This window comes from Pseudomonas sp. S3(2024) (genome assembly GCF_036861315.1).
Classification (GTDB): Bacteria; Pseudomonadota; Gammaproteobacteria; order Pseudomonadales; family Pseudomonadaceae; genus Aquipseudomonas; species Aquipseudomonas putida_A.
On record NZ_JAZAQQ010000021.1, the window covers coordinates 1 to 14,258 of the forward strand.

Below are 14,258 nucleotides of genomic sequence, written 5' to 3' on the forward strand. Positions count from 1 at the left end.
ATCGCCTGCATGCGAATACTGCTGATCAGATTGAATGCCATGCTGCGAGACGGCACAGAGTGGCGGTGACGAACGGTGGTAGTAAGACAGTTGCTCCCACAGGGTTTAGTGTTGGGTTCAGGTGCCGGCGATCAACTGCCGAGCCGCCTGGCTGTGATCGGCGATCAGGCCTTTGAGATCAAGCCCCTCAACCTGACCGTCCACCACACGCCACTTGCCGCCAATCATCACCCGATCCGCACGATCGGCACCGCACAACAGCAGCGCCGAAATCGGATCATGGCTGCCCGAGAAACGCAGCTCATCGAGCTTGAACAACGCCAGATCCGCCTGCTTGCCCACCGCCAGTTCACCAATGTCGGTACGTCCCAACAGGCTCGCCGAGCCTTTGGTCGCCCAGCCGAGCACGCGTTCCGGGGTGATTTTTTCCGCACCATAACGCAGACGCTGGATGTACAACGCCTGCCGCGCTTCGAGGATCATGTTCGACGCGTCGTTCGAGGCCGAACCGTCCACGCCGAGACCGAACAGCGCGCCGGCATCGGTCAGATCGATGCTCGGGCAGATGCCGGAGGCCAGACGCATGTTCGAACTCGGGCAATGGCAGATACCGGTGCCGGCCTGGCCGAGGCGAGCGATTTCATCCGGGTTGAAGTGGATGCCATGGGCCAGCCAGGTGCGCGGGCCGAGCCAGCCGACGCTGTCCAGATAATCCACGGTGCGCAGGCCGAAACGCTGCAGGCAGAAATCCTCTTCGTCGAGGGTTTCCGCCAAGTGCGTGTGCAGACGCACGTCGAGTTTGTTCGCCAGTTCGGCGCTGGCCGACATGATTTCCGGGGTCACCGAGAACGGCGAGCACGGTGCCAGAGCGATCTGAATTTGCGCACCATCGCCGCGCTCGTGGTACTCGTGAATCAGGCGCTGACTGTCGTCGAGAATCACCTGACCTTCCTGCACGGTCTGTTGCGGCGGCAGGCCGCCGTCCTTCTCGCCGAGGCTCATCGAACCGCGTGTGAGCATGGCGCGCATGCCCAGTTCACGCACGGTGTCGACTTGCACGTCGATGGCGTTTTCCAGACCATCCGGGAACAGGTAGTGGTGGTCGGCGGCGGTGGTGCAACCCGACAGCAGCAGTTCAGCCAAAGCCACTTTCGTCGCGAGGGCGAGTTTTTCCGGGGTCAGCCGTGCCCAAACCGGGTACAGGGTTTTCAGCCACGGGAACAGCGACTGATTGACCACCGGCGCCCAGGCGCGAGTCAGGGTTTGATAGAAATGGTGATGGGTGTTGATCAGGCCCGGCAGGATCACATGCTCGCGGGCATCGAACACTTCGCTGCACGGCGCGGACGGTTGCTGACCGGCCGCCAGCACTTCGACGATCACGCCGTCTTGCAGCACCAGACCGCCACGGGCATCAAGCGCGTGGGCCGTGAAAATGGCGAGGGGATTTTTTAACCAGGTACGGGTCGCAGGCATTGTGGCCGGCTCCTCTGAAAGTTGGGTTCAGGGTTGCCAGCTCAGTGTTGCCCTGTCTGCTGATCCAGGGTCGCCGCGTTGGACGAGGTGCGGAGTTTCAAACAAATCTCCGGATCGGGCAAGCCCAACCCGACAGGACACCACCATCCCCTTGTAGGAGTGAGCCTGCTCGCGATAGCGGTCTTTCATTCAATATCATCGGTGACGGACACACTGCGATCGCGAGCAGGCTCACTCCTACAGGGAAGATCTGTGGTGCTTACCAGGGAATGGTTTCACCCTTGTAGTTGATGAAGTGATGGCCGCCCTTGCCGGTATACGCATTCACCTGATCAATCAGCCCGCGAGTGCTGGTCTCCACATCCAGGTCAGCACCTTCACCACCCATNTTTCACCCTTGTAGTTGATGAAGTGATGGCCGCCCTTGCCGGTATACGCATTCACCTGATCAATCAGCCCGCGAGTGCTGGTCTCCACATCCAGGTCAGCACCTTCACCACCCATATCCGTCTTCACCCAGCCCGGGTGCAGCGACAGCACGGTAAGTTTCTGCTCGCCCAACTGGGTGACAAAACTGTTGGTCATCGAGTTCAGCGCGGCCTTGCTCGCCTTGTACAGTGCCAGCTCCGGGGCGTCGGGTACGGTGACGCTGCCCAGGCCGGAACTCATGAACGCCAGCACGCCGCTGCCGTCGCGGATCTGCCCGACGAAGCGTTGCGCCAGGTTGATCGGCGCCACGGCGTTGGTGAAAAACAGTTGCCCGACTTCGGCCAGTGTCGCGCCACCCGGGGTTTGCACTTCAGGGCCTTTGACCCCGGCGTTGACGAACAGCAGGTCGAAGGTCTCGCCCTTGAGCTGCTGGCTCAGGGCGATCACCGCCTGCTGGTCGTCCATGTCGAGTTTCTCGATCCGCACCTTGCCCAGCGCTTGCAGCGCCTCGGCCTTTTGCGGATTGCGCACGGTGGCGGTCACTTGCCAGCCATCGGCCAGCAGGGTTTTCACCAACCCGAGGCCCAAGCCACGGGAGGCGCCGATGATCAGTGCGTTTTTTGCCTGGGACATGACGGGGTTCCTTGAAGATTACGGTTCACGGATTCAATGGACACGCCTGATCCAGCCGTAGTTGCAACACTCGTCGCAACACATCGAGCCGGGTCTCAAGAGAGCTGTTGATCCCGAAGCATACTCCAGGCTCTAGCGTGGTTGCTTCTCGAATTCGCAGGCCGCTCAGCGGTGTTCGCAAATCATGTACACAACATGGACACTGTGGGAGCTGGCTTGCCAGCGATGAGGCCAGTGGCATCACCACTCTAATGCCCGGCCTGCCACGGCTGCCCCAACGACACCGGCGCATACAACCGGGTACGAACGGCATCCCGCGACAACAGCACCAACACCACAATCGTCGCCACATACGGCAGCATCGCCAGCAGACTCGACGGAATCGCCAGCCCCAAGCCCTGCGCCACCAGATGCAGGATGCTGGCGAGGCCAAACAGATAAGCCCCGAGCAACAAGCGCCACACCCGCCAACTGGCAAACACCACCAGCGCCAGGGCAATCCAGCCGCGTCCGGCGGTCATGTTCTCGGCCCACATCGGCGTGTACGCCAGCGACAGATACGCCCCGGCCAACCCGGCCATCGCCCCGCCGAACAGCACCGCCAGCGTGCGCACGGTCAGCACCGGCAGGCCCATCGCACTGGCCGCGTCCGGGTTCTCACCAACGGCCTGAATGATCAGCCCGACACGGCTTTTGATGATCACCCAAGCCACCAGCGCAAACAGGGCGAACGACAGGTACACCAGCAAGTCCTGAGCAAACAGCATGCGCCCGATCAGCGGAATCTCACTCAAGTACGGAATCGCCAACGGCTCGAATCCGGCCAACGGCTTGCCGACCCACGCTGCACCGACAAAGGTCGACAAGCCCACACCGAAGATCGTCAGCGCCAGCCCGGTCGCCACCTGATTGGCATTGAACACCAGCGCCACCAGGGCAAACAGCGAAGACAAGAGCATCCCCGCGAGCATCGCCAGCAACACGCCGAGCCACAGGTTGCCGCTGTTGAGGGCGACGATAAAACCGATCACCGCGCCAAACAGCATCATTCCTTCCTGCCCGAGGTTGAGCACGCCGCTCTTCTCGCAGATCAACTCACCCAGCGCCACCAACAACAGCGGCGTGCCGCAGCGCACCATGGCGTAGAAAATATTGCTCAGCAGATCGATATCCATCACAGCGCTCCGGCGGTTACGGCGGTGGTCGACGCGCGCCGTGTCCAGCGCAGTTTCAGACGTGGCCGATAGAGAATCAGCACGTCGCAGGCCAGCAGGAAAAACAGCATCATTCCCTGAAACAGTTGGGTGATGGCTTGCGGCAGATTGAGGGTCATTTGCGCGCTTTCACCGCCGATGTACAGCAGCGCCATCAGCAGGCTGGAGAACAGAATCCCGATCGGGTTCAACCGCCCGAGAAACGCCACGGTGATTGCTGCATAGCCATAGCCCGGCGAGACTTGCGGCACCAATTGCCCGATCGGCCCGGTCACTTCGCAAACCCCGGCCAGCCCGGCCAAACCACCGCTGATCAACAGCGCGAGCCAGATCAGACGCTTCTCACGAAAGCCGACAAAACCCGCCGCACGTTTATCCAGACCGAGCACTTTGATCTGGAAACCGACGAAGCTTTTCTGCAACAACACCCACACCGCAACCAGCGCGAGCAGGGCGAAATACACCCCGGCATGCACCCGGCCATCCTCCATCAGCAGCGGCAGGCGACTGGCGTCGCCGAACATCGCCGACTCGGGAAAGTTGTAGCCGGCCGGATCCTTCAGCGGCCCGTGCACGCAGAACAGCAACAGGTTCAGCGCGATGTAATTGAGCATGATGCTGGTGAGGATTTCGTTGGCGTTGAAGCGCGTGCGCAGCCATGCCGTCAGCCCGGCCCAAGCGGCCCCGGCGAAGGTCCCGGTGAGCAGAATCAGCACCAGCGCCCAACGGCTCTGCAGGTCGATGATGTTCACCGCCAAGGCACTGCCGGCGAGTGCACCGAGGAGCAACTGGCCTTCGGCGCCGATGTTCCAGATTCGCGCTTGATAAGCCACGGACAGACCGAGTGCGCAAAGCAGAATCGGCAGCGCCTTGACCAGCAGTTCGGAGACGCCATACAGATCGCTGACCGGTGCGATCAACAGCGTGTGCAAGGTTTGCAGCGGATCATGCCCCAGGGCGATGAACAGCAGCGAGCCGCAACCGAGGGTCAGCAGCGCCGCCAGCAATGGCGAGCACCACAACATCAGGCGCGATTGCTGGCCACGGGGTTCGAGGGAAAGCAGCATGTTGGGAAAACTCCGTCAGGCCGTGGCCGATGAATGCGTGGGGTTGATGTGCCCGGCCATCCAGCCGCCGACATCGCTCAGCAGGGTGTCGGTGGTGTTCTGCAGCGGCGACAGACGCCCGGCGCACAGGGCGCCGAGGCGGTCGCTGATCTGGAACAGTTCGTCGAGGTCTTCGGAGATCACCAGGATCGCCGCGCCGGCATCGCGCAGGGCAATCAGCGCGCGGTGAATGGTCGCCGCCGCGCCCACGTCGACGCCCCAAGTCGGGTGCGCCGCGATCAGCAGTTTCGGTTGCTGGAGGATTTCCCGGCCGAGAATGAATTTCTGCAGATTGCCGCCGGACAGGCTGCGCGCGGCAGCGTGAGTGCCCGCGGTTTTCACCCCGAAGCGCTGAATGATCTGTTGGGCAAGGGCTTCGACTTTGCTGCGCTCGATCAAACCGTTGCTCACCAGCCCCTGTTGAAAGGCCGTGAGCAAGGCGTTGTCGGCAAGGCTCAGTTCCGGCACTGCGCCGTGGCCCAGGCGTTCTGCCGGGACGAACGCCAGACCGAGTTGGCGCCGCGCATCCGGACGCAAATCGGCGACCGCTTGCCCGGCGAAACGAATCGTTGTCGCGCCGTCGCGGGGCAGGGTTTGTTCACCGCTGAGCAGGGCGAGCAACTCATCCTGGCCATTGCCCGCGACCCCGGCGATACCGACGATTTCACCGCCGCATACTTGCAGGTTGATGTCGCTCAACGAGCAGCCGAAGGGATCGGGGTTGTGCCAGCTCAAGCCGTTGACCTGTAGAAAGTCCGCGCCGCCACTGACCTTCGGATATTCGCCGATCAACGCCGCCGCTTCGCCAACCATCATCTGCGCCAATTGCTGATCCGAGCATTCGGCCGGCTGGCAATGCCCGGCGACCCGCCCGCCGCGCAAGACCGTGGCGCTATGGCACAGCGCGCGCACTTCCGCGAGCTTGTGGCTGATAAACAGAATGCTGCAGCCCTCGGCGGCGAGACGGCGCAGGGTGATGAACAGTTCGTCGGCCTCTTGTGGCGTCAGCACCGACGTCGGCTCGTCGAGGATCAGCAGGCGAATGTCCTGCATCAGGCAACGAATGATCTCCACCCGTTGCCGCTCGCCAATCGACAGGCTGTGGACAAGTCGCTCCGGCTCCAGCGCCATGCCGTAGCGGCGCGACACTTCGCGAATTTTCGGCTCAAGCTGTTTCGGCGTACCGGCCTCGGCGCCCATTGCCAGAGCAATGTTCTGCGCGACGCTGAGGGTTTCGAACAGCGAGAAATGCTGGAACACCATGCCGATCCCCAACTGCCGGGCCTGCGCCGGGTTGCGAATATTTACTCGCTGACCCTGCCAGAGCATTTCCCCCGTATCGGCCTGGGTCACGCCGTAGATGATCTTCATCAAGGTACTTTTGCCCGCGCCGTTCTCACCGAGCAGCGCGTGGATTTCCCCGGGCGCGATGCACAGGTCGATGGCGTCATTGGCCAGGCAACCGGGGTAGCGTTTGCTGATCTGGCGCAGTTGCAGGCGCGGCGTTGAATCTGGGCTTGGCATGACAGGCTCGACTGACTTGGAGTTGTGCCTGTGGATAAAGCAATTTCCTGGCCATTGAGTCAGGAACGCCCGCCGTAACTGTTGCCGCGTGCCGGCGGCAGAGCTTCGCGCTGAAAAACGCAGGGGGAGCGGGCACCAATTCAGCGCAAAGCTGTTGATCCGGCTCCACTTTTGCACCGTGACGAACTGGTTAAAAAACGAGCAGCCGGGTCGAAGCTATACAGAACCTGCGACTGCGCCAGCCATGAACGGCTTATCCACAGGTTGTTCCACAGTATTTGTGCGCAATTGGAAATCCTCGGCATAAGCGTTGCGGTGCTATCTCCCAATGGTGATAAACAGCGCTAACTATCTGTTTTTACGTGGGATTTCTATTTTTTCATGCGCAATGGACGAAAAGTGAGCAAATCGCGCAAAGCCACGTGACAGAAGGGTTACAGCCATATGTGCTCAGGTTATCCACAGTCGGGTGCACAGCAGATGTGGGCAAGTTGCTGGAATAAAGAAATCCGTCGATGCCCTAAAAGATCGCAGCCTTCGGCAGCTCCTTCAGGGAAACGCAAAGTCCTGTGCAGGAGCTGACGAAGGCTGCGGTCTTTTGCTCTTCTAACGCTGCAGCACTATCCGCCCACGGCTGAGATCCGCCAGTTGCGTTTGCAACAACTCGATCTGCGCCTCACCCACTGCCAACTGCAACTCAACACCATTGGCAGTGAAGTTTTCTTCCACTACCAAGCCACCCAGATCCGCCACCCGCAGCTTCACCAGCGCCAACTCGGCAAAGCCGCAGGCGCAACTGAGCGGTACCCGGCTGATCAACTCGACTTTTGCCGCCGCTTGCAGGCACTTGTTCGCGCCGCCGCCATAGGCTCGGGCCAAACCGCCGGTACCCAATTGAATGCCGCCATACCAGCGGATCACCAGCACCGCGACCTGATCGCAATCCTGCGCTTCGATGGCCGCCAGAATCGGCCGTCCGGCGGTGCCGCCGGGTTCGCCGTCGTCGTTGCTGCGGTATTGCGCACCGAGTTTCCACGCCCAGCAGTTGTGCGAGGCATTCAAGTCGCTGTGTTGTTCGAAGAACGCCTGCGCGTCTGCGGGGCTGCCGATCGGCGCGGCGAAGGTGATGAAGCGGCTCTTGCGAATCTCTTCGCGGTACTCGCAAAAAACGCTGAGGGTGAAAGGCATAAACGTCTTAAATAGTCGGGGTGAGGCCGCAGCCTTTGAGAATGATGCGGATCAGGTTGTTGCCGGCGTCTTCCATGTCCTGCTTGGTCAGCTTGCTGCGACCGCTGACGCGGCAGATCTGCGTGGCGAAGTCGGCGTAATGCTGGGTGCTGCCCCACAGCAGAAAAATCAGGTGCACCGGATCCACCGGGTCCATCTTGCCCGCATCGATCCAGGCTTGGAACACGGCTGCGCGGCCCTGGAACCAGGCGCGGTAATCCTGGTTGAAATACTCGGTCAGGCATTCGCCACCGCTGATCACTTCCATTGCAAAGATCCGCGAGGCTTGCGGTTGGCGGCGGGAGAATTCCATCTTGGCGCGAATGTAGCGGGTCAGCGCTTCGGCCGGATCATCCTCGGCGGTCAGGGTGTTGAAGGTGCTGTCCCACAGCTCGATGATGTTGCTCAGCACCGCCACGTACAACCCAAGCTTGTTGGTGAAGTAGTAATGCAGGTTCGCCTTGGGCAACCCGGCATTCTGCGCGATGGTGTTCATGCTGGTGCCTTTGTAACCGTGACGGGCGAACTCGTCTTCGGCGGCTTTGAGGATGGTCTCTTCGTTCTTCTGACGAATGCGGCTGGCGGGTTTGCCGCCGTGAGCAGGGACTTCAAAGGTCATAGGCACTTCCGGTTTGTCTGTGGGTGCAACCAGTTGCGTTGATAACGCACCCACAGGCATCCGACAAGTCCTGATGCAATAAAACCGTTACGCCTGTTCGATCTTGTTCAGCGCTGCGGCGGATTCGACGCGGGTGGTTTTCGCCTCCGGCAGTAGCAAGCAGAGGATGATCGCAGTCAGGCCGCCGCTGGTGATCGCCGAGTCGAACAGGTTCTGCACCAGTTTCGGCAACAGGTGCAGCAGGTTCGGTTGCGCGGCAATGCCCAGGCCGACGCCGAGCGAGGTGGCGATGATCAGCATGCTGCGTCGGTCCAGCGGCGACTGCGCGAGGATCCGCACCCCGGCCGCCGCCACGCTGCCGAACATCACCAGGGTGGCGCCGCCGAGCACCGGTTTCGGGATCTGCTGCAGCACCGCGCCGATCATGGGGAACAGGCCAAGACAAAACAGGATCGCGCCGATGTACAGCCCGACGTAGCGGCTGGCCACGCCGGTCAACTGGATCACGCCGTTGTTCTGCGCAAACGTGGTGTTGGGGAAGGCGCTGAAGGTGGCGGCGATCATGCAGCTCACGCCGTCACCGAGCACGCCGCCGCGCAGTCGGCTTATATAGGAGGGGCCGCTGATCGGCTGGCGGGCAAGCATGCAATTGGCGGTGAGGTCGCCGACGGTTTCGATGGTGCTGATCAGATAAATCAGCGCGACCGGCAGGAAAGCTGTCCAGTCAAAGCTGAAACCGAACTTGAACGGTGCAGGAAGACTGACCAGCGGCAAGTCAGGCAATGCCTGCGGAACCAGTTTCCCGCTGAACCACGCGGCCAGACTGCCAAGCAGCAGTCCGATAATGATGGCCGACAGCCGCACCCACGGCGTGTTCGAGCGATTGAGCAGGATGATCGTCAGCAACACGAACACCCCCAGTGCCAAATTGCCCGGCGCCCCGAAGTCCGGCGCATTGAATCCACCGCCCAGATCGGTGATGCCGACCTTGATCAGACTGACGCCGATCAGGGTGATGACGATCCCGGTCACTAGCGGCGTAACAACCCGGCGTAATTGACCGATGAAACGGCTGAGGACGATCTGCACCACCGCGCCGAAAAAGCACACGCCGAAGATCATCGCCAGAATGTCTTCCGGGCTGCCGCCACGCTGCTTGACCAGAAACCCGGCCGACAGCACCGCGCCGAGAAAGGCAAAACTGGTGCCCTGCAAACAGATCATCCCGGCGCCGATGCCGAACGGCCGTCGCGCCTGAATAAAGGTGCCGACCCCGGACACCATCAGCGCCATGCTGATCAGGTACGGCAAGTGTGCGGTCAGGCCGAGTGCCGAGCCGATCACCAGCGGTGGGGTGATGATGCCGACGAAACTGGCGAGCACGTGTTGCAGGGCGGCGAGGATCGCGGCGGGTGGTTTTGGGCGGTCGTCGAGGCCGTAGATCAGGTCGCTGGACGGTTCAGAATCTGGCTGCATGGCTTAAGGCTTCTTGTTGAAGGATCGGGGTTGATCCTGCTTTGCAAAAAGCTGTCCACTTGCTCAGGTTATTCAGTGATTTTGTGGTTGAAAACCTTATCTGTCGGGCCTTGCAGGATTTTTCAACGCGTCGCCGCCAGACTCTCCAGAAAACTTTCCAGCACCAAATGAGGGCGCCGCCCCTTGCGCGTGACCGATGCCAGACTCAAATCATAAAAACGTGTCGTCGATTTCAGCGCACGCAAGCGACCTTGCTGCACCCACAGGCTGGCGTAGTGATCCGGCAGATAGCCGATATAGCGCCCGGTCAAAATCAGAAACGCCATGCCCTCACGGTCAGACGCACTGGCGGTGCAGTTGAGTGCCTGGTAATGCGCCTGAATCTCCGCCGGCAAACGAAAGGTCGGGGCAATCGCATCCTGGCTATTAAGGCGCTCGTCATCCAGCTGCTTGTCATCGACATAAAACAGCGGATGACCCACCGCGCAATAAAGCAGTGAGCGTTCGCTGTACAACGGCTGATATTCCAGCCCCGACAGTGCGCTGGCCTGCGGCACCACGCCGACATGCAGGCGACCGTCGAGCACGCCTTGTTCGACTTCGTTGGGAGCGATCATGCGGATCTGGATCTGCACGTCCGGCCCGCGTTCCTTCAACTGTGCGAGGGCGTGGGTGATGCGCATGTGGGGCAGGGTGACGAGGTTGTCGGTCAGGCCGATGATCAACTCGCCACGCAGGTGTTGGTGCAGGCCGTTGACCTCGGTGCGGAAACTTTCCAGCGCACTTAACAGTTGCAGCGCTGACTGATAAACCTCGCGGCCCTCTTCGGTCAGCGAGAACCCGGCGCGGCCGCGTTGGCACAAACGCAGGCCAAGGCGCTGTTCGAGATCGCTCATTTGCTGGCTGATCGCCGAGCGACCGATGCCGAGCACGGTTTCCGCCGCCGAGAAGCCGCCGCACTCCACCACACTACGAAAAATCCGCAGCAGGCGAATATCAAAATCACTGACCTGGGCCAGCGGATCGGGGCGACGACTGCTCATGCTGTTGTTCTCATTGTTTAGCAGGCTTCTAACTGAAGGTTAGAAAAGTTGGATTTCACCGACTTTATCCGCGTGGCAATTTAGCTGCAACAACGCTTTTTATCTCCCTGATGCTTATGCCCTGCGAGGTTTTGCCCGATGAACATGCCTGAAAACGCGCCGTCGCCACTGGCCAGCCAACTGAAGCTGGACGCGCACTGGATGCCGTACACCGCCAACCGCAACTTCCAGCGCGACCCGCGTCTGATCGTGGGTGCCGAAGGCAGCTGGCTGTTCGATGACAAGGGCCGCAAGATCTACGATTCGCTGTCCGGTCTGTGGACCTGCGGCGCCGGGCACACCCGTAAAGAAATTCAGGAAGCGGTATCCAAACAACTGGGCACCCTCGATTACTCGCCAGGCTTCCAGTACGGCCATCCGCTGTCGTTCCAGCTCGCCGAGAAAATCACTGACCTGACCCCGGGCAACCTGAACCACGTGTTCTTCACCGACTCGGGCTCCGAGTGCGCCGACACTGCGGTGAAGATGGTTCGTGCCTACTGGCGTCTGAAAGGTCAGTCAACCAAGACCAAAATGATCGGCCGTGCCCGTGGCTACCACGGTGTGAACATCGCCGGCACCAGCCTTGGCGGCGTCAACGGCAACCGTAAACTGTTCGGTCAGGCGATGATGGACGTCGATCACCTGCCGCACACGCTGCTGGCCAGCAACGCATTCTCCCGTGGCATGCCGGAGCAGGGCGGTATCGCCCTGGCCGATGAGCTGCTGAAGTTGATCGAACTGCACGACGCTTCGAACATCGCGGCAGTCTTCGTTGAACCGATGGCCGGTTCCGCTGGCGTACTGGTTCCGCCTCAGGGTTACCTGAAGCGTCTGCGCGAGATCTGCGATCAGCACAACATCCTGCTGGTATTCGACGAAGTGATTACTGGTTTCGGCCGCACCGGCTCGATGTTCGGCGCCGAGAGCTTTGGCGTGACCCCGGACCTGATGTGCATCGCCAAGCAAGTCACCAACGGCGCGATTCCGATGGGCGCAGTGATTGCCAGCTCCGAGATCTACCAGACCTTCATGAATCAGCCGACTCCGGAATACGCGGTGGAATTCCCCCACGGCTACACCTACTCGGCCCACCCGGTGGCGTGCGCAGCTGGCCTGGCGGCACTCGACCTGCTGCAAAAGGAAAACCTGGTGCAGAGCGTGGCCGAAGTCGCGCCGCATTTCGAAAATGCCCTGCACGGCCTAAAGGGGGCGAAGAACGTCATCGACATCCGTAACTACGGCCTGGCCGGTGCGATCCAGATTGCGGCCCGTGACGGCGACGCCATCGTGCGTCCATTCGAAGCGGGCATGGCCCTATGGAAAGCCGGGTTCTACGTACGCTTCGGCGGCGACACCCTGCAGTTCGGCCCAACTTTCAACAGCAAGCCGCAAGACCTCGATCGTCTGTTCGACGCGGTTGGCGAAGTGCTGAACAAGCTCGACTGATTTTTCCCTCTATATATACCTGCGAATAACAGGCGCCCCATGTGGGCGTCTGTACACAAGAATTCAGGAGTTTTCGATGAGCGTTATCCCGCATTTGATCAATGGCGAACTGGTGACCGAGAACGGTCGCGCGGTTGATGTGTTCAACCCGTCCACCGGTCAGGCGATCCACAAGCTGCCTCTGGCCACCCGCGAAACCATTCAACACGCGATCGACGCCGCCAAGGCTGCGTTCCCGGCATGGCGCAACACTCCTCCGGCCAAGCGTGCCCAGGTGATGTTCCGCTTCAAGCAACTGCTGGAGCAGAACGAAGCACGCATCTCGCAATTGATCAGCGAAGAACACGGCAAGACCCTCGAAGACGCCGCCGGTGAACTGAAGCGCGGTATCGAGAACGTCGAGTTCGCCTGCGCCGCCCCGGAAATCCTCAAGGGCGAATACAGCCGCAACGTCGGCCCTAACATTGACGCCTGGTCGGACTTCCAGCCACTGGGCGTGGTTGCCGGCATCACGCCATTCAACTTCCCGGCGATGGTCCCGCTGTGGATGTACCCACTGGCGATCGTCTGCGGCAACTGCTTTATCCTCAAACCGTCCGAGCGTGACCCAAGCTCGACGCTGCTGATCGCCCAACTGCTGCTGGAAGCCGGTTTGCCGAAAGGCGTGCTGAGCGTGGTGCATGGCGACAAGACTGCAGTGGACGCGCTGATTGAAGCGCCGGAAGTCAAAGCGCTGAGCTTTGTTGGTTCGACGCCGATTGCCGAATACATCTACGCCGAAGGTACCAAGCGCGGCAAACGCGTTCAGGCACTGGGCGGCGCGAAGAACCATGCGGTGCTGATGCCGGATGCGGATCTGGACAACGCAGTCAGCGCGCTGATGGGCGCGGCCTATGGTTCTTGCGGTGAGCGCTGCATGGCGATTTCGGTCGCAGTGTGTGTCGGCGATCAGGTAGCGGATGCGCTGGTGGCGAAACTGGTTCCACAGATCAAGGCGCTGAAAATCGGTGCCGGCACTTCGTGCGGTCTCGACATGGGCCCACTGGTAACCGGTCAGGCGCGGGACAAGGTCAGTGGTTATGTCGATGACGGTGTGGCAGCGGGCGCGACCCTGGTGGTCGACGGTCGCGGCTTGAGCATTCCAGGTAACGAAGAGGGCTTCTTCCTCGGCGGCTGCCTGTTCGATAACGTTACCCCTGAAATGCGCATCTATAAGGAAGAGATCTTCGGACCGGTGTTGTGCGTGGTTCGCGTCAATAGCCTGGAAGAGGCGATGAAGCTGATCAACGATCACGAATACGGTAACGGCACCTGCATCTTCACTCGTGATGGTGAAGCGGCGCGCCTGTTCTGCGACGAGATCGAAGTCGGCATGGTCGGCGTCAACGTACCGCTGCCGGTTCCGGTGGCTTACCACAGCTTCGGCGGCTGGAAACGCTCGCTGTTCGGCGACCTGCATGCCTATGGACCGGATGGTGTGCGCTTCTATACCCGTCGCAAGGCCATCACTCAGCGTTGGCCGCAGCGTGCGAGCCATGAGGCTTCGCAGTTTGCTTTCCCTAGCTTGTAAGTAGCAGGGCATGACGAAGGCCGACCTCTAGAGGTCGGCCTTCGTGTTTTCGTGTTTTTTCGACCGATATGACAGAAATGTGAAAAAAGCGGTTGACGGCAGATTCTGGAGGTCTATAATTCGCCCCACTTCCGGCGCAGTCGAAACGGAAAACTCCTTGAAATTCAACGAGTTACGCAGTTTTCGGCAGCGGCTTGCTTCAGTTCATCGAAGCCTGGAGGGAGTTGAAAGAGCGGTGATGTTTGGCTCTTTTGACGGTTCGATCTTCTCGGTCGAAGGCGGAGAAAAAGAGGTGTTGACAGCAGCGTGTAACGCTGTAGAATTCGCCTCCCGCTAACGAGAGGTCGGAGGCGCAAGTGGTTGAAGTTGTTGAAGAAATCTTCGAAAACTTCTGAAAATAATCACTTGACAGCAAATGAGGCTGCTGTAGAATGCGCGCCTCGGTTGAGACGA

General features: G+C 60.5%; 12 protein-coding genes. 3 read left to right on the forward strand and 9 right to left on the reverse strand.

Features of this window, described 5'->3' with window-relative positions:
* Nucleotides 1-117: 117 nt before the first annotated feature.
* From VLA07_RS26920 to VLA07_RS26965, 9 genes are all read right to left on the reverse strand, one after another.
* Complete coding sequence (locus VLA07_RS26920; protein WP_333992624.1) at nucleotides 118-1,476, reverse strand: 8-oxoguanine deaminase; 1,359 nt, start codon at nucleotides 1,474-1,476, stop codon at nucleotides 118-120.
* 336 nt (nucleotides 1,477-1,812) lie between these two features.
* Nucleotides 1,813-2,538, reverse strand: coding sequence for an SDR family oxidoreductase (locus tag VLA07_RS26930; RefSeq protein WP_333992626.1), 726 nt, complete (start codon nucleotides 2,536-2,538; stop codon nucleotides 1,813-1,815).
* Nucleotides 2,539-2,786: 248 nt separating this feature from the next.
* Nucleotides 2,787-3,713, reverse strand: a complete 927-nt coding sequence (locus tag VLA07_RS26935; protein ID WP_003221385.1) for an ABC transporter permease — start codon at nucleotides 3,711-3,713, stop codon at nucleotides 2,787-2,789.
* On the reverse strand, nucleotides 3,713-4,819 hold the full coding sequence (locus VLA07_RS26940) for an ABC transporter permease (protein WP_027613643.1): 1,107 nt from the start codon (nucleotides 4,817-4,819) through the stop codon (nucleotides 3,713-3,715). The genes VLA07_RS26935 and VLA07_RS26940 overlap by 1 nt, the downstream gene beginning before the upstream one ends.
* Before the next feature lie 15 nt (nucleotides 4,820-4,834).
* The gene (locus VLA07_RS26945) at nucleotides 4,835-6,382 is read right to left on the reverse strand and encodes an ABC transporter ATP-binding protein (RefSeq protein ID WP_333992628.1); all 1,548 of its coding nucleotides are present in this window, start codon (nucleotides 6,380-6,382) and stop codon (nucleotides 4,835-4,837) included.
* A 606-nt stretch (nucleotides 6,383-6,988) separates the two neighbouring features.
* Nucleotides 6,989-7,570, reverse strand: a complete 582-nt coding sequence (locus VLA07_RS26950) for an IMPACT family protein (protein WP_333992630.1) — start codon at nucleotides 7,568-7,570, stop codon at nucleotides 6,989-6,991.
* 7 nt (nucleotides 7,571-7,577) lie between these two features.
* Nucleotides 7,578-8,228 (reverse strand): TetR/AcrR family transcriptional regulator, encoded by a 651-nt coding sequence (locus VLA07_RS26955; protein ID WP_027613646.1) that lies wholly within the window; start codon nucleotides 8,226-8,228, stop codon nucleotides 7,578-7,580.
* 87 nt (nucleotides 8,229-8,315) lie between these two features.
* Entirely contained in the window at nucleotides 8,316-9,704 is a 1,389-nt protein-coding gene (locus VLA07_RS26960; protein WP_139053427.1) for a uracil-xanthine permease family protein, read from the reverse strand.
* Between the two features lie 122 nt (nucleotides 9,705-9,826).
* Entirely contained in the window at nucleotides 9,827-10,747 is a 921-nt protein-coding gene (locus tag VLA07_RS26965; protein ID WP_007968115.1) for a LysR family transcriptional regulator, read from the reverse strand.
* Nucleotides 10,748-10,885: 138 nt separating this feature from the next.
* Here VLA07_RS26965 and VLA07_RS26970 point away from each other — a divergent pair, with 138 nt between their 5' ends.
* The 3 genes from VLA07_RS26970 to VLA07_RS26980 all read left to right on the forward strand — a co-directional run bounded on the left by VLA07_RS26970 (nucleotide 10,886) and on the right by VLA07_RS26980 (nucleotide 14,142).
* Nucleotides 10,886-12,235 carry an aspartate aminotransferase family protein gene (locus VLA07_RS26970; RefSeq protein ID WP_333992632.1) on the forward strand — a complete coding sequence of 450 codons (1,350 nt, stop codon included), beginning with the start codon at nucleotides 10,886-10,888 and terminating at the stop codon, nucleotides 12,233-12,235.
* A 76-nt stretch (nucleotides 12,236-12,311) separates the two neighbouring features.
* A complete protein-coding gene (locus VLA07_RS26975) occupies nucleotides 12,312-13,805 on the forward strand; it encodes a CoA-acylating methylmalonate-semialdehyde dehydrogenase (RefSeq protein WP_041067919.1) in 1,494 nt (497 codons plus the stop codon).
* A gap of 157 nt (nucleotides 13,806-13,962) precedes the next feature.
* Entirely contained in the window at nucleotides 13,963-14,142 is a 180-nt protein-coding gene (locus VLA07_RS26980; protein ID WP_333992636.1) for a hypothetical protein, read from the forward strand.
* The last annotated feature ends 116 nt before the right edge of the window (nucleotides 14,143-14,258 follow it).